General features: G+C 60.6%; 18 protein-coding genes. 5 read left to right on the forward strand and 13 right to left on the reverse strand.

Translation table 11 applies throughout. The features are described 5' to 3' along the window. Window positions 1–6: 6 nt before the first annotated feature. The 11 genes from AC2YI2_RS22635 to AC2YI2_RS22685 form a co-directional block, all read right to left on the reverse strand. Complete coding sequence (locus AC2YI2_RS22635; RefSeq protein ID WP_487388760.1) at window positions 7–792, reverse strand: PhzF family phenazine biosynthesis protein; 786 nt, start codon at window positions 790–792, stop codon at window positions 7–9. 108 nt (window positions 793–900) lie between these two features. Further along, a complete protein-coding gene (locus AC2YI2_RS22640; protein WP_487388761.1) occupies window positions 901–2,838 on the reverse strand; it encodes a hybrid sensor histidine kinase/response regulator in 1,938 nt (645 codons plus the stop codon). A gap of 184 nt (window positions 2,839–3,022) precedes the next feature. Next, entirely contained in the window at window positions 3,023–4,744 is a 1,722-nt protein-coding gene (locus AC2YI2_RS22645) for an ABC transporter substrate-binding protein (protein ID WP_487388762.1), read from the reverse strand. A gap of 73 nt (window positions 4,745–4,817) precedes the next feature. Then, window positions 4,818–5,225, reverse strand: coding sequence for a DUF2160 domain-containing protein (locus AC2YI2_RS22650; protein ID WP_487388763.1), 408 nt, complete (start codon window positions 5,223–5,225; stop codon window positions 4,818–4,820). Then, window positions 5,225–6,040 carry a carbohydrate ABC transporter permease gene (locus AC2YI2_RS22655; protein ID WP_487388764.1) on the reverse strand — a complete coding sequence of 272 codons (816 nt, stop codon included), beginning with the start codon at window positions 6,038–6,040 and terminating at the stop codon, window positions 5,225–5,227. The genes AC2YI2_RS22650 and AC2YI2_RS22655 overlap by 1 nt, the downstream gene beginning before the upstream one ends. Window positions 6,041–6,053: 13 nt before the next feature. Next, window positions 6,054–6,920, reverse strand: coding sequence for a carbohydrate ABC transporter permease (locus AC2YI2_RS22660; RefSeq protein ID WP_487388765.1), 867 nt, complete (start codon window positions 6,918–6,920; stop codon window positions 6,054–6,056). Between the two features lie 5 nt (window positions 6,921–6,925). Continuing rightward, window positions 6,926–7,996: an ABC transporter ATP-binding protein gene (locus tag AC2YI2_RS22665; protein WP_487388766.1), complete on the reverse strand. Its 1,071-nt coding sequence runs from the start codon at window positions 7,994–7,996 to the stop codon at window positions 6,926–6,928. 16 nt (window positions 7,997–8,012) lie between these two features. Further along, the gene (locus AC2YI2_RS22670; protein WP_487388767.1) at window positions 8,013–9,095 is read right to left on the reverse strand and encodes an ABC transporter ATP-binding protein; all 1,083 of its coding nucleotides are present in this window, start codon (window positions 9,093–9,095) and stop codon (window positions 8,013–8,015) included. 35 nt (window positions 9,096–9,130) lie between these two features. Next, window positions 9,131–10,654 carry a glycerol-3-phosphate dehydrogenase gene (gene glpD / locus AC2YI2_RS22675; protein WP_487388768.1) on the reverse strand — a complete coding sequence of 508 codons (1,524 nt, stop codon included), beginning with the start codon at window positions 10,652–10,654 and terminating at the stop codon, window positions 9,131–9,133. 151 nt (window positions 10,655–10,805) lie between these two features. Then, window positions 10,806–11,576, reverse strand: coding sequence for a DeoR/GlpR family DNA-binding transcription regulator (locus tag AC2YI2_RS22680; protein ID WP_487388769.1), 771 nt, complete (start codon window positions 11,574–11,576; stop codon window positions 10,806–10,808). Between the two features lie 80 nt (window positions 11,577–11,656). Continuing rightward, a complete protein-coding gene (locus AC2YI2_RS22685) occupies window positions 11,657–12,670 on the reverse strand; it encodes an NAD(P)-dependent oxidoreductase (RefSeq protein ID WP_487388770.1) in 1,014 nt (337 codons plus the stop codon). Between the two features lie 160 nt (window positions 12,671–12,830). Between AC2YI2_RS22685 and AC2YI2_RS22690 the strand changes: the two genes are divergently transcribed. Next, the gene (locus AC2YI2_RS22690) at window positions 12,831–13,454 is read left to right on the forward strand and encodes an AAA family ATPase (protein ID WP_487388771.1); all 624 of its coding nucleotides are present in this window, start codon (window positions 12,831–12,833) and stop codon (window positions 13,452–13,454) included. A gap of 92 nt (window positions 13,455–13,546) precedes the next feature. Here the strand turns inward: AC2YI2_RS22690 and AC2YI2_RS22695 are convergent, their stop codons facing one another. Beyond that, on the reverse strand, window positions 13,547–13,756 hold the full coding sequence (locus tag AC2YI2_RS22695) for a cold-shock protein (RefSeq protein WP_449111894.1): 210 nt from the start codon (window positions 13,754–13,756) through the stop codon (window positions 13,547–13,549). A gap of 273 nt (window positions 13,757–14,029) precedes the next feature. After that, a complete protein-coding gene (locus tag AC2YI2_RS22700; RefSeq protein WP_487388772.1) occupies window positions 14,030–15,049 on the reverse strand; it encodes an aldo/keto reductase in 1,020 nt (339 codons plus the stop codon). 157 nt (window positions 15,050–15,206) lie between these two features. Between AC2YI2_RS22700 and AC2YI2_RS22705 the strand changes: the two genes are divergently transcribed. The 4 genes from AC2YI2_RS22705 (at window position 15,207) to AC2YI2_RS22720 (ending at window position 19,179) form a co-directional block, all read left to right on the forward strand. Further along, the gene (locus AC2YI2_RS22705) at window positions 15,207–16,013 is read left to right on the forward strand and encodes a BtpA/SgcQ family protein (protein WP_487388773.1); all 807 of its coding nucleotides are present in this window, start codon (window positions 15,207–15,209) and stop codon (window positions 16,011–16,013) included. A 4-nt stretch (window positions 16,014–16,017) separates the two neighbouring features. Continuing rightward, window positions 16,018–17,121, forward strand: coding sequence for a M42 family metallopeptidase (locus AC2YI2_RS22710; protein ID WP_487388774.1), 1,104 nt, complete (start codon window positions 16,018–16,020; stop codon window positions 17,119–17,121). 55 nt (window positions 17,122–17,176) lie between these two features. Further along, the gene (locus AC2YI2_RS22715) at window positions 17,177–18,676 is read left to right on the forward strand and encodes an FGGY-family carbohydrate kinase (protein ID WP_487388775.1); all 1,500 of its coding nucleotides are present in this window, start codon (window positions 17,177–17,179) and stop codon (window positions 18,674–18,676) included. A 269-nt stretch (window positions 18,677–18,945) separates the two neighbouring features. Continuing rightward, window positions 18,946–19,179, forward strand: a complete 234-nt coding sequence (locus AC2YI2_RS22720) for a hypothetical protein (RefSeq protein ID WP_487388776.1) — start codon at window positions 18,946–18,948, stop codon at window positions 19,177–19,179. The last annotated feature ends 13 nt before the right edge of the window (window positions 19,180–19,192 follow it).

A 19,192-nucleotide genomic window follows, 5' to 3' on the forward strand; every position in this document is an offset into this window, starting at 1 on the left:
AAGTGCTCAGATCTCCGCCACGCCCTCGAGATAAAATACACAGCCACCTTCAAGATCGACCCGGTCGCCAAGCAGCCGGCAGATCACCTCACCGCCGCGCTTCGATGCCTGGAACGCCCGGAAGTCCGATTTGCCGAGGCGCTTTGCCCAATATGGTGCCAGCATGCAATGTGCTGCGCCCGTTACGGGATCTTCGGGAATGCCCTTGGCCGGCGCGAAATAGCGGCTGACGAAATCGTAGCCTTGATCGCCCGGCGCGGTGGCGATCACGCCCGGCCGGTCCATGCGCGCAATCGCTGCCATGTCGGGTTCAAGCCCGCGTAGCGTGGCTGCGTCATCGAAAATGGCCATGTAGTTGAACTGGTTGACATAGACCGCTCGGGGCCTCGCGCCGAGCGCCTCGGCGAGGCCTTCTGGTTCCTCTGTCGGCTCGGAGGGTCGAGCCGGGAAGTTCAGTACATAGCTTGCGCCGTTGCGACGCACCGGCAGCGTGCCGCTTGCCGTCTCGAACGCCACGTTGGTCCGGGCCGGTTCCAGCCGTTCCATCACCACTGCCGCGCTCGCCAGGGTCGCATGCCCGCAGAGCGGCACCTCGACGAGCGGCGTGAACCACCGCAGCCGATAACCGTCGCCATCGGCGACGAGAAAGGCGGTCTCGGCGAGATTGTTCTCGGCGGCAATCGCCTGCAACGCGGCGTCATCGGGAAATTCCGGAAACACCATCACCGCCGCGGGATTTCCTGCAAAGCGCCTGCTCGTGAACGCATCGATCTGGTAAATCGGCACTCTCATTCGTGGCCTCGCATAGAATTCCGCCTCTGGCTTGATGAACAACCGGCTAGCAATTCGGTGAGGGAGGAACAAGAAGACAATCCGAGAGAATTGTACCCGGTCGAAAGGCTACGGCTCGCGCCGAGGGGCGGCCATGGCCTGCCTCGTCGCCTGCTCGAGCTGCAACTGGGTGAAAGGCTTGGACAAGCGCTCACATGAGAGCATGCTGCCAGATGGCAGTTCGGCATAGCCGGTCGCCAGCACAACCCGGATTCCCGGCCATTTCTCGGCAACGATGGCGGCAAGCTCGCCTCCCGTCATGCGAGGCATCGCATAATCCGTGATCAAAAGATCGAAACTGTCTTCCGAAAGCAGTTGCAGCGCCTCATTGGCGGAGTTGGCCTGCTTCACGTCATGGCCCAGATCCTCCAGCATGAGCACAGTGTTCATCAGGACAAGCGGATCATCATCGACAGCCAGCACCGAGAGCTGCTCGCTCGGCCGAGAAGTGGCGTTCTCGGCTTCCTCCTCGATGTCAGTGGTGACGGCATCCGTGACCGGCAGCCAGAGTTCGGCGATGGTACCTTCGTCCTTCTTTGATCTGAGCGCGAGTTTGCCTTGTGATTGAGCCATCAGACCTTGGACCATGGGCAGCCCCAACCCCGTACCCTTGCCGACGCCTTTGGTGGTGAAGAATGGTGTCACGGCATGAACGAGCGTCTCCTCATCCATGCCTTCGCCCTCGTCCTGAACCCAGAGACAGACATACTGTGCTGCCTTCAAGTCGGGATGTGTCGTGCGATCGCCGGCGCATATCCGGGCTCCAATCGTCAAGAAGCCGCCTCGCGGCATCGCATCCCGCGCGTTGAGCGCCAGATTGAGAATTGCACTGGCGAGCTGGTTGGCATCAGAGCGGACCGGGGGCAGCTTCGCCGGAAATTGCGTTTCCACGATGATCGTCGGGCCAAGAGATCGCTGCAAAAGGTCGGTCATGCCCTTGATCAATTCGATGACGTCTACGCTATCGAACTTCAGTTCCTGCTTGCGCGAAAAGGCCAGCAACCGCTGTGTCAGGGATGCACCCCGCTGTGTGGCCTGTAGCGCGTTGGCGATAAGCGGCGCGGTATCGCGGCTGAACGGAATTCGCTTGTTCAAGAGGTCCAGGCTGCCCTGAATGGCCATCAGAAGGTTGTTGAAGTCGTGGGCCATACCGCCTGTGAGCTGGCCAACGGTTTCCATTTTCTGCGCCTGGAACAGCTCCTCTCGCGCCTCGACCAGATTCTGTTCGGCTACACGCTTCTCGGTGATGTCGCGGGTGATCTTGGCAAAGCCGACGAGCCTGCCAGCTTCATCATGAATGGCATCAACGACGGCGTTGGCCCAGAAGCGGGTGCCGTCCTTGCGTATGCGCCAACCCTCGGATTCGTAACGGCCTTCCTCCATGGCGCATTTGATTGCCTTGTCGGGCAGTCCGGCCTCGCGGTCTTTGCGCCGGAAGAAGCGCGAGAAATGCTGGCCGATGATTTCCTCGGGCTTGTAGCCTTTGATGCGCTCGGCGCCGGCGTTCCAGCTCGAAACGTGGCCTCCGGGGTCCATCATATAGATCGCGTAGTCAGTGACGCCCTGTACCAGCAACCGGAATTGCTGCTCACTTTGACGCAGCAGTTCTTCAGCCTTTTTGCGTTCTGTGAGGTCGCGGGTGATCTTCGCGAAGCCGACAAGATTGCCCTTCTTGTCGCGGATCGTGTCGATAACGACATGCGCCCAGAAGCGGCTGCCATCCTTTTTCTCGCGCCAGCCTTCGCCTTCGAAGCGCCCTTGTTCGGTGGCCGTCCTCAACGCGATGCCGGGTCGATCCTGTTCGCGATCCTGCGGGATGTAAAAGGTGGAGAAATGTCTTCCGAGAATTTCCTCCTCGGTATAGCCCTTGAAGCGCTCGGCACCGGGATTCCAACTGACGACGTGGCCGCCTGGATCCAGCATGTAAATGGCATAATCGGTAATGGAATCAATGAGCAGCCGGTATCTTTCATCGTTACCGGCCAGGCGATTTAGAGTTTCGAGCACGCAGACACCCCAGGTACATTCGGCTCAGAACGGCGAAGTCGGGAGATTGTTCCAGCCCGGCTGAATGGTGGCATTCGTTCATCAGCAAGAATGTCGAGTGCCGCAGGGTGCGCTTGGGTTCTGCGCCAACAGAAAGCCGGGGCATTGCTGCCCCGGCCGGGAGAGGAGACGTTTGGTCTTCTTCTTATTTCTGCCAGCTCTTGACCAGTTCGTCGTAGTTGACGGTCATCGGCTTGTCCTTCTCGTTCTCGATCTTCAGCTGAGGGGCGAGATGGCCAGCGGCGACGGCCTTGGCGTTCTGGTCCTCAAGTGAAGTTTCCTCGGCGAGCTTCGGGCCGATGTCGCCCTGGACACCTGAGCGTTCCAGGCGCGACAACACCTTTTCCTGTTCGGCGCAGAGCGAGTCCATGGCTTCCTGCGCGGTCTTGGCACCCGAGGATGCGTCACCGATCGCCTGCCACCAAAGCTGAGCCAGCTTCGGATAGTCAGGAACGTTGGTGCCGGTCGGCGACCATTGCACGCGGGCCGGCGAGCGGTAGAACTCGATCAGGCCGCCGAGCTTCGGCGCGCGGTCGGTGAAGGACTGATGCTGGATCGAGCTTTCGCGGATCAGCGTCAGGCCGACATGGCTCTTCTTGACGTCGATGGTCTTGGACACGACGAACTGCGCATAGAGCCAAGCGGCTTTGGCGCGATCGTCAGGGGTGGACTTGAGCAGCGTCCAGGAACCGACGTCCTGATAGCCGAGCTTCATGCCGTCCTTCCAGTAGACGCCATGCGGCGACGGAGCGAAACGCCATTTCGGCGTACCGTCCGCGTTCACGACCGGCAGGCCTTCCTTGACGAGGTCGGCGGTGAAGGCCGTGTACATGAACATCTGCTGGGCGATTTCGCCCTGCGACGGAACCGGTCCGGATTCCGAGAAGGTCATGCCCTGGGCGGCTGCCGGCGCATAGGCCTTCAGCCAATCGAGATACTTCTGGATGGCATAGACCGAAGCCGGACCGTTGGTGTCGCCGCCACGAGCGACGCACGATCCGACGGGCTGGGACTTCTCGTTGACCTTGATGCCCCATTCGTCGACCGGCAGGCCGTTCGGCAGGCCCTTGTCGCCGTTGCCGGCCATCGAGAGCCAGGCGTCTGTGAACCGCCAGCCGAGCGACGGGTCCTTCTTGCCGTAGTCCATGTGACCATAGACCTTCTTGCCGTCGATCTCGCGGCCGGTGAAGAACTCGGCGATATCCTCGTAAGCCGACCAGTTGACCGGAACGCCGAGATCGTAGCCGTATTTCGCCTTGAAGTCGGCCTTGTTCTTCTCGTCGTTGAACCAGTCGTACCGGAACCAATAGAGGTTCGCGAACTGCTGGTCGGGCAGTTGGTAGAGCTTGCCGTCGGGCGCTGTGGTGAATTTCAGGCCGATGAAGTCATCGAGGTCGAGACCGGGATTGGTCACGTCCTTGCCTTCATTCGCCATCCAGTCTGTCAGCGAGCGGGCCTGCAGATAGCGCCAATGCGTGCCGATCAGGTCGGAGTCGTTGACATAGGCGTCATAGACGTTTTCGCCAGACTGCATCTGGGTCTGCAGCTTTTCGACGACGTCGCCTTCGCCGATCAGGTCATGGGTGATCTTGATGCCAGTAATGGCAGTGAATGCCGGCGCCAGCACCTTGGATTCATATTCATGCGTGGTGATGGTTTCGGAAACGACCTTGATTTCCAAGCCTTCGAAAGGCTTGGCAGCGTCGATGAACCACTGCATTTCCTTTTCCTGGTCGGCGCGGGAAAGTGTCGACATATCGCCGACTTCCTTGTCGAGGAACGTCTTGGCTTCGTCCATCCCGGCGAATGCCGAGCCGGTAAAGGCCAGTAGTATTGCAGCCGTCGTCGTCAGTAGTTGCTTTCGCATAAGATCCTCCCTGGGGTTTTGCGATTGCGATAGAACGGTCCGATGGCAGCCGGACCGTTTACTCCCATTTGCCCTAGACCAGTCTGAATACGCCGATGGCGTAGACGAGAGACAAGGCAAGAGCCCACCACAGATTGGCGCCGATAAGCCCCAACCATGCGAGATGAATGAATGCGCTGCCGAGCAGCGAGATGAAGAGACGATCCCCCCGGGTCGTCTCGAAGCGAAGGATGCCGACCCGCGGATTGCCGCCCGGCGAGGCATATTCCCAGACCGCCATCAGCGCGAGCAGAAGGGCGATGGTGAGGAAGAACAGCGCGCCCGGGAAGGACCAGGCCATCCAGCCGCCGCGGATCAGCGGCGCGAACCAGTCGACCGCACCATCCTTGACCGGCAGCCTGACATAGAGCGCGAAGACCGCGGCGAGATAGACGAGAAGCACAAGCCCGAGAGCGAGCGGCCAGCGACGTGTCGAGGTCATCATACCCTCCCCAGGGCAAAGCCCTTGGCGATGTAATTGCGGACGAAGTAGATCACCAGCGCGCCGGGGATGAGCGTCAGCACGCCGGCGGCGGCCAGCACACCCCAGTCCATGCCCGAGGCCGAGACGGTCCGGGTCATGGTCGCGGCGATCGGCTTGGCGTCGGTCGTGGTCAGCGTACGGGCGAGCAACAGTTCCACCCATGAGAACATGAAGCAGAAGAAGGCCGCGACACCGATGCCGGATGCGATCAGCGGCATGAAGATCTTCACGAAGAAGCGCGGGAAGGAATAGCCGTCGATATAGGCCGTCTCGTCGATCTCTTTCGGCACGCCGGACATGAAGCCTTCGAGGATCCAGATCGCCAGCGGCACATTGAACAGGCAGTGGGCGAGAGCGACCGCGATATGGGTGTCGATCAGGCCGAAAGCCGAGTAGAGCTGGAAGAACGGCAGGGCGAAAACGGCCGGTGGCGCCATGCGGTTGGTGAGCAGCCAGAAGAACAGGTGCTTGTCGCCCAGAAACCGGTAGCGCGAGAATGCGTATGCTGCAGGCAGCGCCACCAGAATCGAGATGACGGTGTTCATCGCGACATAGGTGATCGAGTTGATATAGCCATTGTACCAGGCCGGATCGGTGAAGATGACGGTGTAGTTCCTGAGCGTCGGATTGTCGGGCCACAGCGTGAACGTGCTGGTGATCTCGCTGTTGGTCTTGAAGCTCATGTTGACGAGCCAGTAGATCGGCGCCAGCAGGAACAGGATATAGAGCGTCGACACGGTGAAGGAGGTGAGCTTTCTCTGGTCGGTATGCATTGTTCTGCCTCCCTCAATTCTGCGCGTCGCTTGATGTCATGACCGTGTAGAAGATCCATGACAGCAGCAGGATGATCAGGAAGTAGATGATCGACATGGCCGCGGCCGGGCCGAGGTCGAACTGGCCGATGGCAGTCTTGACGAGGTCGATCGACAGGAAGGTGGTCGAGTTGCCGGGGCCGCCGCCGGTAACGACGAAAGGCTCGGTATAGACCATGAAACTGTCCATGAAGCGCAGCAGAACGGCGATCAGCAGCACACGCTTCATCTTCGGCAGCTCGATGTAGCGGAACACAGACCAGCGCGAGGCGCCATCGATCTTGGCGGCCTGGTAATACGCTTCCGGGATCGAAACCAGGCCGGCATAGCAGAGCAACACGACCAGGCTGGTCCAATGCCAGACGTCCATGACAACAAGCGTCATCCAGGCATCGAGGGGATCGCGCACATAATTATAGTCGATGCCGATGGCCGCGAGCGTGTATCCGAGCAGGCCGATATCGACGCGGCCGAAGATCTGCCAGATCGTGCCGACGACATTCCACGGAATGAGCAGCGGTAGCGACATCAGGACGAGGCAGACCGGGACGCCGAGGCCTTTCTTCGGCATGTTGAGCGCGATGAAAATACCGAGCGGCACCTCGATGGCGAGGATGATGAAGGAGAAGAGCAGGTTGCGACCCAGCGCGTCCCAGAAGCGGTCGGAACTCAGCACCTGGATGAACCAATCGGTACCCGCCCAGAAGAACTCGTTGTTGCCGAACGTGTCCTGGACCGAGTAGTTGACCACCGTCATCAGCGGGATCACCGCCGAGAAGGCGACCAGAACCAGCATGGGCAGGACGAGGAACCAGGCCTTGTTGTTGAGCGTCTTTTCCATGGTCCTCAGCCCTCCGTCTTCACGCGCCAGGAGTCGGCGTAGATACTGATGGCCGAGGGCTCGAAGGTCACCCGCGGGTCGGCGGGGATTTCTTCGTCCTCAGGCACGATGATGGTGAGCGGGAGGCCGCCGAAAGTCGAACGCGCCACCCGGTGGCGGCCGACATCCTCGACCTTGCTGATGGTGACAGGCATGCCCTCGCGGCTGAGCCGGACGAATTCCGGGCGGATGCCGAGTTCGATCTTGGCGCCGAGCGCGATCTGAGGCGCTGTGGTTAGGCGGATCGTCTTGTCACCGACAACTGCATTCGCACCTTCAATCTTCGCCGGGAGCACGTTCATGCCAGGCGAGCCGATGAAGTAGCCGACAAAGGTGTGGCTCGGGCGCTCGAAAAGCTCCGCCGGCGTGCCGATCTGGACAACACCGCCGTCATACATCACCACCACCTTGTCGGCGAAGGTCAGCGCTTCGGTTTGGTCGTGGGTGACATAGACCATCGTGTAGCCGAACTGGCGGTGCAACAGCTTCAACTGCGCACGCAATTGCCACTTCATATGCGGGTCGATGACGGTGAGCGGTTCGTCGAACAGGATGGCATTGACGTCGGATCGCACGAGGCCGCGGCCGAGTGAGACTTTTTGCTTGAGATCGGCCGTGAGGCGCTGCGCCTTGCGCTTGGCCATGGATTTGAGGTCGATGACGTCGAGGATCTCATTGACCTTTCGTGTCACTTCGGCCTCCGGCACATGCCGGTTGCGGAGCGGAAAGGCGAGATTGTCGAAGACGGTCATCGTGTCGTAGATGACTGGGAACTGGAAGACCTGCGCGATGTTGCGGTCTTCGGTGCGGAGTCGGGTCACATCGCGGTCGCCGAGCAGGATGCGGCCGTGCGAGGGCGTCAGCAGGCCCGAGATGATATTGAGAAGCGTGGTCTTGCCGCAGCCGGACGGTCCGAGCAGTGCATAGGCGCCGCCATTCTCGAACACATGGTCGACTTCCTTAAGCGCATAGTCCGACGGCGCCTGAGGATTGGCCATGTAAGAGTGGCGGATATGATCAAGATTGATACGGGCCATACGTTCTGTATTCTCCTCAAGCCGCCAGCGGCCGGTCGCCTGCGGCGCTCACGCCATCCTCACGGAAGGCAAGCAGGTGGCGGGTGTCGAGATTGACGGTGATGCCCGTGCCGGGCGCGAGATCGTGCACGCCGCGCGTCAGCATCACCCATTTGGCGTCGCCATTGGCGACGTGGACGAAGCTTTCAGAACCGGTGATTTCGGTGACCGTCACATTGGCCGGGATCGCGACGCTGACGCCGGGCAGCGGTTCGGGCGAGAGATGATGCGGCCGAAAGCCGATCACCAGCCGTCCGTCGCCGATATTCCTGAGATATTCGGGGACCGCGATCTCGGTGCCGCCAGCCAGCCGGATGGTCGAGCCGGTCTTCTCGGCCGACACCGTGTTGAGCGGCGGGTCAGAGAAGGTCTTAGCTGTGATCAGGTCGACAGGCTTGCGGAACACGTCCACGGTCGGGCCGAACTGCGTGACGCGGCCTTCGCTCAGCGTCGCTGTGTTGCCGCCGAGCAGCAGGGCTTCGGACGGCTCGGTTGTCGCATAGACAAAAATGGCGCCAGTCTCGGCGAAGATCTTGGGCAGTTCAGCGCGCAATTCCTCGCGCAGCTTGTAGTCGAGATTGGCGAGCGGCTCGTCGAGCAGCACGAGGCCGGCATTCTTGACCATGGCGCGGGCCAGCGCCGTACGCTGCTGCTGGCCGCCGGAGAGTTCGAGCGGCAGGCGCTTGAGATAGGGGCCGAGGTGGAGGAGATCCGCGGCCTTGTTCACGGCCGCATCAATTTGAGAGGCACTCTTGCCCGCGACACGGAGCGGCGAGGCGATGTTGTCGTAGACCGTCATCGCCGGGTAATTGATGAACTGCTGGTAGACCATGGCAACGTTGCGGCTCTGGACCGCCATGCCCGTCACATCACGCCCATCGAACCAGACCGAACCCGCGGTCGGCTTATCGAGGCCGGCCATCAGCCGCATCAACGTCGTCTTGCCCGACAGTGTTGGCCCGAGCAGCACGTTGAGCGAGCCCTTTTCGAGCTTCATCGAGATGTCGCGGATATGGATATCCGCACCCGACTGTTTCGTGACACCCTTTAGTTCCAACATCTAACCTCCTCCCAAAGGCGTGAGCCTCGCGGCTGCTATTGAGCCGCGATCTTGGCTTCCGCCGTTGGCCTGGATTTCAAGAATTCATTGATGGCTTGCGCGGCAGAACTGTCGACCTTCAAGCCAAGCTTGGTTCGACGCCAAAGGATATCGTCCGCTTCGCGCGCCCATTCATTGTCTGCAAGGTAGGCGACTTCCGCCTCGGTCAGGTCGCCGCCGAACACGCGGCCGAGATCGCCCGATGTCTTGGCGCCGTGCACGATACGCCATGCGCGGGTGCCATAGAGGCGGATCAGCCGGCGCGCATGCGCTTCGCTCAGGAACGGATTGTCGCGCCTGAATTTCGACAGGAGGGCCTCGAAGCCTTGCTTGTCGAAGTCGCCGCCGGGCAGCTTGGCGCCTGAAGTCCAGGGCTTGCCGCGCTTGCCGAGCACGTCCTCGATCTTCTCGAGCATGGATTCGGCGAGCCGGCGATAGGTCGTGATCTTGCCGCCGAAGACATTGAGAAGCTGGGGTTCGCCGGCAGCGCCCTCGGCCTTCAGCACATAGTCGCGGGTCGCTTCCTGCGCCTTGGAAGCACCGTCGTCATAAAGCGGGCGGACGCCGGAATAGGACCAGACCATGTCGGCGCGGGTAACCGGTTCCTTGAAATATTCGCTGGCGCCGGCGCAGAGATAGTCGATCTCGGAATCCGAGATCACGACATTGGCCGGATCGCCGTTATAGTCCTGGTCGGTGGTTCCGATCAGGGTGAAGTCTTCCTCATAGGGAATGGCGAAGAAAATTCGGCCGTCATTGTTCTGGAAGAAGTAAGCGCGGGCATCGGAGAACTTCTTGCGGACAACGATATGGCTGCCCTGGACAAGGCGGACATTGCTTTCATTGTTGCCGACCGCCCCCTGCAGCAGCTTGTCGACCCAGGGGCCGGCGGCATTGACGAAGAGACGCGCCTGCACGGTCTCCGTCTGGCCGCTCCCCACATCTTCCGTCGTGATCGACCAGAAGCCGCCCTCGCGGCGGGCGTTGACGACCTTGGTTCGGGTGCGGATCACCGCGCCGCGATCGGCGGCATCACGGGCATTGAGCGCGACAAGACGTGCGTCGTTGACCCAGCAATCGGAATATTCGAATGCCTTGCGGAAGCCTGGCTTAAGCGGCCGGCCGGCCGGATCGCTCTCGAGGTTCAGCACCTTGGTGGCCGGCAGCGCCTTGCGGCCGCCGATATAGTCGTAAAGGAAGAGGCCAAGCCGGATTAGCCAGGCAGGACGCATCGCCTTGTGCAGCGGCAACACGAAGCGCAGCGGCCAGATGATGTGCGGCGCCATCGACCAGAGCACCTCGCGTTCCATCAGGGCCTCACGCACCAGCCGGAACTCGTAATGTTCCAGGTAGCGCAGTCCGCCATGGATAAGCTTGGTGGAGGCCGAAGACGTGCCCGATGCGAGGTCCTTCATCTCAGCGAGGAAGACGGAGTATCCGCGGCCCACGGCATCACGCGCAATGCCGCATCCGTTGATGCCGCCGCCCGCGATGAAGATATCGTAGACCCCGTCTGTCATTCGTTTCCATCCCCTTTCGCAATGCAGCAAATTATTGCATATGCGAACCTGAAACAATTCAAAACGAAATCAAAACGAATGTCAATCGAAAATGATTGAGGATTTCCAGACTGCGCGCCGCTGGTTGGACTTCGCTGTATTTATTGAAGAATCAGGCGTCCTTAGCCGTCTCGATAAGCTGGACGTCATTCTCGCGACAGAGCTTGCGGATGCTCTCGGGTAGGCAGCGGTCCGTCACGAAGGTGTGCACCTGCGAGATGTGGGCGATGCGAACAGGTGCCGTCCGCTCGAACTTGGTCGAGTCGGAAACGAGAATCACATGGCGGGCATTGGCGATGATCGCCTGAGCGACCTTCACTTCGCGGAAATCGAAGTCGAGGAGGGCGCCATCGTCATCGATCGCCGAGGCGCCGATGACGGCATAATCCACCTTGAACTGGCGGATGAAATCCACGGCCGCTTCGCCGACAATGCCGCCATCCGTGCCACGCACAACGCCGCCGGCGATCACCACCTCGAACTGTGGGTATATACGTAACTTGTTGGCAACATTGATGTTGTTTGTGATTATCATCAGGTGACCGTGATCAAGCAATGCTTGACCCACCGCCTCCGTGGTCGTGCCGATATTGACGAAGAGCGATGCGCCGTCCGGGATCAGCGCTGCGGCCGCGTGACCGATCGCGTCCTTCTCGTGGGCGGCAATCTGGCGCCGCTGCTCGTATTGCATGTTCTCCGTGCCGGAAGGGAAGACCGCGCCGCCATGGATGCGGTTGAGCAGCTTCTTCTCGCAAAGCTCGTTGAGATCCTTGCGGATGGTCTGCGGCGTGATCTCGAAGCGATTGGCGAGATCCTCGACGAGCACCTTGCCCTGCGCGCGGGCGATTTCGAGGATTTCCTTATGACGGGGGAGAAGGAACATTCGTTTCGGCCAATCGATGGTTTCGCCTTTACGATAGAACGAAAAAAACGAAAGTAAAGCTTAGGACCCGCCGATCCCTATCAGGATTTGTCGATCGGCTTCGACCGCAGCCGCACCACCGTCTCTCGCTCGGCGCGCTTGCAGGCGACCGGCGGCAGCCCGCGGGCGACCTGGCTGAGATCCTCGAGCACCAGCTTGCCGATATTTTGCAGCGCGGATGTCAGGGCCCCTGCGCGATGGGCGGAGAACAGGATGTTGGGCACCTGACGGATCGGATCATCGGCCGCTACCGGCTCTTCGGGGAAGACGTCGGTGGCGATCTGAATGCGACCCGAACCGGCAAATTCCTTGAGTGCTGCGAAGTCCGCGACCGCCGCCCGGCTGAGCAGAAGTAGCTTGGCGCCCTTCTGCATCAATGCCAGCTTCTCGGCATTGAGGAGATGGGCATTCTCGGTGGTGATCGTAGCCACGACGAAGACGAAGCGGCTTTTCGACAGCACGTCGTCGAGGCTTGCAGGGGTAACGCCAAGACGTTCCAATACGCCATCGGGCAGCCAGGGATCGAACGCGCGGACCTTCGGCTGGAAACCCGCGAGCAGTTTGTGCAGCGAGCGGCCGAGATCGCCGAAGCCGACAAAGCCGACATCGGCGCCGGCCAGCAATTCCGCTTCCTGATTGCCCTCGAGGCCATAAAGCTCTTGGCCGGCAATGAAGTCGCCATGCGCCGTGTGGATGCCGCGCGCCAGCGACAGTGCCATGCCGAGGCCGATTTCAGCCACGGGCGCGGCGAAGACCGAGCTCGGGGCGATCACATGGATGCCGCGCTGGAAACAAGCCTCGTAATCGACATTCGGCAGGAAATTGGTTTCGACATTGATGATGCAGCGGAGCTTCGGCGCCAAGTCCAGACGGGCCTTCTCCATCGGCTGCTGGCTGATCACCACCTCGGCGTCCGGAAGGTGCTTGCGATAGAAGGCATCGCGATCCTCACCCTGCCAGACCGCGACATCATAGGTCTTGAAGAACGTGTCCTGATCGCCTGGCGTGAAAATGTCCTGGGCCGCTCGGGGTTCCGGGTCGAAAAGAATACGCATGGCGTCCTCCCATCTGCTTTGTTCCGCAGATTATGCATCACGGCGTCAAAGAACAGGGGCATCGGCGCGGGGCTGCTATGCTTCAGTTGGGTAACTCGCCGCTTGCGGATAGATATCGCTTTCTGGATAGTGCCGCCGGCATGTGCAATGGAGGAATCGGATGATGGTTATCGACGTGGTCACGCTCAAGTCCGTCGTTCAGGAGCGAGGCAAGGCAAGCCGATCCATCACAGCCATTGCGGGGCCGCCCGGCGCGGGAAAATCGACCTTGGCCGACCAACTGGCGGAGGCACTGAACACCGAGGAGCCCGGTTCAGCGGCCGTCTTCGCAATGGACGGTTACCACTACGACGATCTCGTGCTCGTGCCGCGCGGCCTGCGCCCGCGCAAGGGCGCGCCCGAGACGTTCGATGTTGCCGGCTTCGCCCATATGCTCGGGCGGCTGCGGAAGAATGCCGACACGGAGGTCGCGGTGCCGGTCTTCGACCGCTCGATCGAGATCGCCCGCGCGGGCGCAAGGATGATCCCGCAATCGGTGCGGCACCTGATCGTCGAGGGCAACTATATCCTGCTCGACAGCGGCGACTGGCGGCTCCTGCACGAGCACTATGACACGACTGTCCTGATAGATGTGCCCGAGGAGGAACTGCGTCGGCGGCTCACCGATCGCTGGAAGCAGTTGGATCCCGATGCCTTCGCCTTCAAGATGGAGGAGAACGATCTGTCGAATGGCCGGCTCGTTCGGACCGGGAGCATCACGCCAGAATTCGTCGTCGAGCAATGAAAGAGAGCCCGAAAACGGGAAAGGCCACCCGGTTGGGTGGCCTTTCCGCATGCGTTTGGCAAAGGGCCGGTGGCGGCCGGCCCCCGCAAAAATCAAGCAGCGCTGAGGTTGCCGGCAGCCGACTTGCCCGTACGGCGGTCAGGCAGAACCTCAAAGTTAACCTTCTGGCCTTCATTGAGCGTGGTCATGCCAGCGCGCTCGACGGCAGAGATATGGACGAAAACGTCCGGGCCGCCGTTGTCGGGCTGGATGAAGCCGAAGCCCTTCGTCGCGTTGAACCACTTTACGGTGCCAGTGTTCATCTGGGGGATATCCTTGTAGAGTCATAGTTTGGTATGCCGGCCGAAAGCCGGGCGTTGGTATCGATATATTCGTCTGGGGGAGAGTTGGCAGGCCTGATCCGAAGCAAAAACTCATGGAGCGGAGCCAAGCCATTCGGCCTTCCAAAAAATCGACGCGCAAGGTTTGGCAGACTTCACCGAGTTTTACAACCCGTTATGCCGACTAAATTTTGCTGCCGGAAGCACAAGGTTTTCCGTTCGTTAAAGGCTCACGCCACCCGTTTGAGGCCTGCCTCAGACCGGTGCATCCGACCGCATCAGGCCCTCCGACTTGAGGTCCGACCAGAGTGCTGAGGGTATGTCCTTGCCGAGGATTTCACGGTTGGAATGGACCTCTGCGACGCTCTGCCCGCCCGGGATGACGGAGACGACGGCGGGATGATGCAGCGGGAAGTTGAGAGCTGCTTCGATCATCTTTACGCCATGTCGTTCGCAGACGGCATTGATGCGGCGGACCCGGTCCAGGACGTCCTTCGGGGCGTTGGAATAATTGTACTGCGCATCGTCGGAGGGACCACGGGCGAGAATGCCGGAATTGTAGGGTCCCCCGAGCACGATGCCAATGCCGCGTTCGGAGCAGAGCGGCAGGAAGCTGTCGAGTGCGGCCTGTTCGAGCAGCGTGTAGCGGCCGGCAAGCAGGAACAGATCGAAATCGCCGCGTCGCGCCAGGGTCTCGCAGACGTCCGCTTCGTTGATGCCGCCGCCGAAGGCCTTGATCACGCCTTGGTCGCGGAGTGACAGCATGGCGTAATACCCGCCCTTCATGAATTCCTCGATGCGGGCGTCCGATGCTTCTCTGGAGCCATGGGTGAAGACATCGACATCGTGGCAGAACAGGATGTCGAAGCGGTCGAGGCCGGTGCGCTCGAAGGAGGCCTCGAAAGAGCGCATGACGCCGTCATAGGAATAGTCATAGACCTCCTGGCGGTTCGGCGTATCGAAGAACTTGCCGATGCCGGTACGCTGGTCGGGCGGGCAGACGCGGAGCAGGCGGCCGGCCTTGGTGGAGATCACATATTCGTCGCGCAGCTTGGTGCGGAGGAAGTTGCCGACGCGGAGTTCGGAGAGGCCCAGGCCGTAGAGCGGGGCTGTATCGAAATAGCGGCAGCCGGAATCCCAGGCGGCCTGCAGCACATCATGCGCATCCTCGTCGCTGACGGCGCGGTAGAGATTGCCGAGTGGGGCGGTGCCGAAGCTGAGTTCGGTGAAGTCGATGCCGCCATTTTTCAGCCGATCCCAATGTCTGGTCTTCATCGCCGCTCCTCCCTGATGCTGCTTCTTATCCGGCCGGATTAAAATCAGTCAGCGGATCGAAAGCAATTGTTTTTAATCGCGTTTCGAACGATCAGGGATGACAAGCCAAAACCGAAATGGCAAAGTCGCGGCTATCGACCGAGGAGGAATTTCGATCTTGAGTGAGAAGCTGAAGGCCATTTTCGGTAACCGCAAACCCGTCATTGCCATGGTACATCTCGGCGCGCTTCCTGGCTCGCCGCTCCATGATCGCGACGGCGGGCTTGAGGCGCTGGTCGAAGGCGCGCGCCAGGATCTCGCGGCACTGCAGGCGGCGGGTTTCGATGCTGTCATGTTCGGTAATGAGAACGACAGACCCTATGAATTCAATGTCGATACCGCTTCGACCGCGACCATGGCCTATGTGATCGGTCGGTTGAGAAGCGAGATCCGCATTCCCTTCGGCGTCAATGTGCTCTGGGATCCGGAGAGCTCGATCGCGCTGGCCGCCGCGACCGGCGCGGCCTTCGTACGCGAAATCTTCACAGGTACCTATGCCTCGGACATGGGGCCGTGGACGCCGGATGCGGGCAAGGCGATGCGCTATCGCGACCGGCTGGGCCGGAACGATCTCGCGCTGCTCTACAATATCTCGGCCGAATTTGCCTATTCGCTCGATCAGCGCAGCGTCGCTGACCGGGCACGCAGCGCGGTCTTCTCCTCGATCCCGGACGCGGTGCTGGTGTCGGGCACGATCACCGGCGAGGCGGCGAATATGGGCGATCTCGAAGCAGTCAAGAAAGTGCTTCCTGACACCTATGTCTTCGCCAATACCGGGGTGAAGCACGCCACCGTGCGCGACACGCTGAAAGTTGCGGACGGCGTCATCGTCGGCTCGTCGCTGAAAGTCGATGGCCATACCTGGAATGCCGTCGATCCGGAGCGGGCCAAGGAATTCATGCGCCTCGTTGACATGGACAGGTGAGGCGATGCGCGACCGGCTCAAGGCTTTCCTCGTCGATCTGATGATGATCCCCGGCCTATCCGGCTATGAGGGACGAGTCCGGCGCTATCTCAAGACGGCGCTTGGCGCGCTCGGCCTCAAATCGAGGACCGACCGAATGGGCAACCTGATCGCGACGATATCAGGCCGGGAAGGTGGTCCCACGGTCATGCTCTTCACCCATATGGACCAGCTTGGCCTCGTCGTCCGCAAGATCGAGAAGAACGGCCTGGTGCGCGTCGAACGCCTGGGCGGCGTGCCGGAGCGGGCGCTCGCGGCACAGGCGGTGTTGTTTTCGATCGGCGAGGGGCGCGATGTGCCCGGCGTGATCGCCCACAAGTCGCATCACGCCACGGGTCAGGACGAAAAATACAAGGTCGTGCCCTATCAGGATATCTATATCGATGCCGGATTTTCGAGCGCCGAAGCGGTGATCGAAGCCGGGATCGATATCGGCACGCCCGTCGTCTACCAGCCGAATGTCTTGGAACTGGCTGGTGACCGGATCGCAGGCACTTCCGTGGACGACCGGGCCGGCTGCGCCGTGGTGCTGGAAGTCGCCCGACAACTGATGGACGTCTCGCCTCGGCCCACAGTGCATATCGTCTTCTCGACGCAGGAGGAGTTCAACCTGCGCGGGGCCGTGACGGCGGCGCAGGTGCTGCAGCCTGATATCGCCATCCAGATCGATCTCATCCTCGCCTCCGACACACCCGACATGGCGAGCCGCGGTGACGTCGTGCTCGGCGGCGGCCCGGGCATGTCGATGTTCTCCTTCCATGGGCGCGGGACGCTCAACGGCACGATCCCGCATCCGGGCCTCGTGCGGCTTTTCGAGGATGCAGCAAGGGTCGCCGGCGTGCGCCTACAGAAGAGCGCCCATATCGGTTGCCTGACGGACTCGTCCTATGTGCAACTCGTGGGGCAGGGCATCGCCTCGATCGATATGGGCTTCCCGATGCGCTACTCGCATTCGGCGCTGGAGGTCTGCGATCTCTCTGATCTCGCGGAACTGACCCGGCTTCTGGTGGCTGGGATCGCGGATATCAGGCCGAGTTTCCCTTTCAATCGCGATGAATTCGAGCAATGAGGATTGTGGGTAAAGACCCCTCGCCAACTCCTCGCCACAAGGGGGAGGGGTTTCAATGACATTGCGCAAGGTCTACCTCGGCATCGACATCGGCACCTTCGAATCCAAAGGCGTCCTGGTCGACGAGGCCGGCGAGATCGTGGCCAAGGCGTCGCGGCCGCACCGGATGCAGGTGCCGCAGCCCGGCTGGGCGGAGCACGACCCTGAACAGGACTGGTGGGGGGATTTCTGTTTCATCGCGCAGAAGCTGATCGCGGAGACTGGGATCGATCCGAAGTCGATCCGCGCTATCGGCACTTCGGCGATCGGACCCTGCATGCTGCCCGTCGATACCGAGGGCAATCCGCTGATGAATGGCGTGCTCTATGGCGTCGACACCCGCTCGGTGAAGGAGATCGAGGAACTGACGGCTCGCATCGGCGCCGAGCGCATTCTCGATATCTGCGGCAATGCGCTGACCTCGCAATCGGTGGGGCCGAAAATTCTCTGGCTGAAGAACAACCGGCCGGACATTTACGCTCGGGCTGCCAAGATCGTCAGTTCGACCACATTTATCGTCCAGCGGCTGACGGGCAATTGCGTCGTGGACCATTACACGGCGGCCAACACGTCCCCGCTCTATGATGTCGGCAAGCTCGCCTATACGAGCGAACTCGCGCCGGAGATCGTGCCCCTCGAGAAACTGCCGAAGGCAGTGTGGAGCACCGACATTGCCGGCCACGTAACTGCAAAGGCGGCTGCGGCAACGGGGCTCGCCGAAGGCACGCCCGTCATCTGCGGCACGATCGACGCCAGCGCCGAAGCCTTCTCCGTCGGCGTGCTTTCGGCTGGCGACATGATGGTCATGTATGGCTCGACGATCTTCATCATCCAACTTACCGCCGAACGTGTCCGCGACGCACGGCTCTGGTATGCACCCTGGATGTTCCCGGGCGAGCATGCCTCGATGTCGGGACTTGCGACTTCAGGCACGCTGACCCACTGGTTCCGCGACGAGATCGCCAAGGAACTCGATCCGACCAATGCCTTTGCAAAGCTCGCCGAGGAGGCGGCGACCTCGCCGCCCGGTGCCAACGGGCTGGTGATGCTGCCTTATTTCTCGGGAGAGCGAACGCCGATCCATGACCCGCATGCCAAGGGTATGCTGTTCGGGCTCAACCTCACCCACAAACGCGGCGATATCTATCGCGCTCTGCTCGAGGGCATCGCCTATGGCACCAACCACATTCTCGAGACTTATGCGGAGGTCGGCGCGGCGCCGAAGCGGCTGATGGCCGTTGGCGGCGGCACCAAGAACCGGCTCTGGCTGGAGGCGACGTCGCATGTCTCCGGACTCAAGCAGATCCTTGCGCGGCGCACGATAGGCGCCTCCTATGGCGACGCCTGCCTTGCGGCGATAGGGGTGGGAGATCTCGATCGCGACGCGATTACGCGGTGGAATCCGATCGAGAGTGAGGTGCTTCCGATTGTAGATACGGCCTATTTCCGCAACTATCGGATATTCAAATCTCTCTATCAGAGCACCAGGCATCTCATGGCTGAATTGGACGGCTGACGCATGTGGGGTGTAGCGTCCGGTGCTCTTCAGGTTCGACAGCAGGATCGGCCATAACCGGAAAACTTGAGAATTGACAATATTCTTCAAGTCTTTCCTGCTGAAAATTCAGAGATATCCTTGACACATAAAAGTGTACTATTCGTCTTGGCAATTTAGAATTGGCTTTCATTGTAGTCAAATCTAGTAGACCAAAGTTGCTGCTTGACTGGCACTGACCGAGCCTTAAGGTTGTATTCGGTTGCAGTCCCAGCTTCGAAAGGATGTCGATGCAGGAGAATGAGCATTTCGATCCGAAGTCCATACATTGCCGTGAGGCCTTGATGGCTCTTATCACCAAACATGGAAGGGTTGGCCGGGAGCAATTGCTTGATGCCGTCTTTCGCAGTTTTGACAATGCAATTTCAGAGCTGGTTCATTCCGGCAGGCTCGTTGTCGAAAAGGCGCCGCACAACGAAAGCCATCTTGATACGTTCATCCTTGCCGAATTGGAAAGGCCGTAGCGGCACAACAGTT

The organism is Rhizobium sp. SRI_017 (assembly GCF_057586295.1).

What these genes read in the sequence shown, in the direction of transcription:
- AC2YI2_RS22690 (WP_487388771.1), top strand. Translation starts at nt 12,831, where the DNA reads ATGATGGTTATCGACGTGGTCACGCTCAAGTCCGTCGTTCAGGAGCGA.
- glpD (WP_487388768.1), bottom strand. Translation starts at nt 10,654, where the DNA reads ATGACAGACGGGGTCTACGATATCTTCATCGCGGGCGGCGGCATCAAC.
- AC2YI2_RS22685 (WP_487388770.1), bottom strand. Translation starts at nt 12,670, where the DNA reads ATGCGTATTCTTTTCGACCCGGAACCCCGAGCGGCCCAGGACATTTTC.
- AC2YI2_RS22665 (WP_487388766.1), bottom strand. Translation starts at nt 7,996, where the DNA reads ATGGCCCGTATCAATCTTGATCATATCCGCCACTCTTACATGGCCAAT.
- AC2YI2_RS22660 (WP_487388765.1), bottom strand. Translation starts at nt 6,920, where the DNA reads ATGGAAAAGACGCTCAACAACAAGGCCTGGTTCCTCGTCCTGCCCATG.
- AC2YI2_RS22670 (WP_487388767.1), bottom strand. Translation starts at nt 9,095, where the DNA reads ATGTTGGAACTAAAGGGTGTCACGAAACAGTCGGGTGCGGATATCCAT.
- AC2YI2_RS22635 (WP_487388760.1), bottom strand. Translation starts at nt 792, where the DNA reads ATGAGAGTGCCGATTTACCAGATCGATGCGTTCACGAGCAGGCGCTTT.
- AC2YI2_RS22695 (WP_449111894.1), bottom strand. Translation starts at nt 13,756, where the DNA reads ATGAACACTGGCACCGTAAAGTGGTTCAACGCGACGAAGGGCTTCGGC.
- AC2YI2_RS22650 (WP_487388763.1), bottom strand. Translation starts at nt 5,225, where the DNA reads ATGACCTCGACACGTCGCTGGCCGCTCGCTCTCGGGCTTGTGCTTCTC.
- AC2YI2_RS22715 (WP_487388775.1), top strand. Translation starts at nt 17,177, where the DNA reads ATGACATTGCGCAAGGTCTACCTCGGCATCGACATCGGCACCTTCGAA.
- AC2YI2_RS22680 (WP_487388769.1), bottom strand. Translation starts at nt 11,576, where the DNA reads ATGTTCCTTCTCCCCCGTCATAAGGAAATCCTCGAAATCGCCCGCGCG.
- AC2YI2_RS22710 (WP_487388774.1), top strand. Translation starts at nt 16,018, where the DNA reads ATGCGCGACCGGCTCAAGGCTTTCCTCGTCGATCTGATGATGATCCCC.
- AC2YI2_RS22720 (WP_487388776.1), top strand. Translation starts at nt 18,946, where the DNA reads ATGCAGGAGAATGAGCATTTCGATCCGAAGTCCATACATTGCCGTGAG.
- AC2YI2_RS22655 (WP_487388764.1), bottom strand. Translation starts at nt 6,040, where the DNA reads ATGCATACCGACCAGAGAAAGCTCACCTCCTTCACCGTGTCGACGCTC.
- AC2YI2_RS22645 (WP_487388762.1), bottom strand. Translation starts at nt 4,744, where the DNA reads ATGCGAAAGCAACTACTGACGACGACGGCTGCAATACTACTGGCCTTT.
- AC2YI2_RS22700 (WP_487388772.1), bottom strand. Translation starts at nt 15,049, where the DNA reads ATGAAGACCAGACATTGGGATCGGCTGAAAAATGGCGGCATCGACTTC.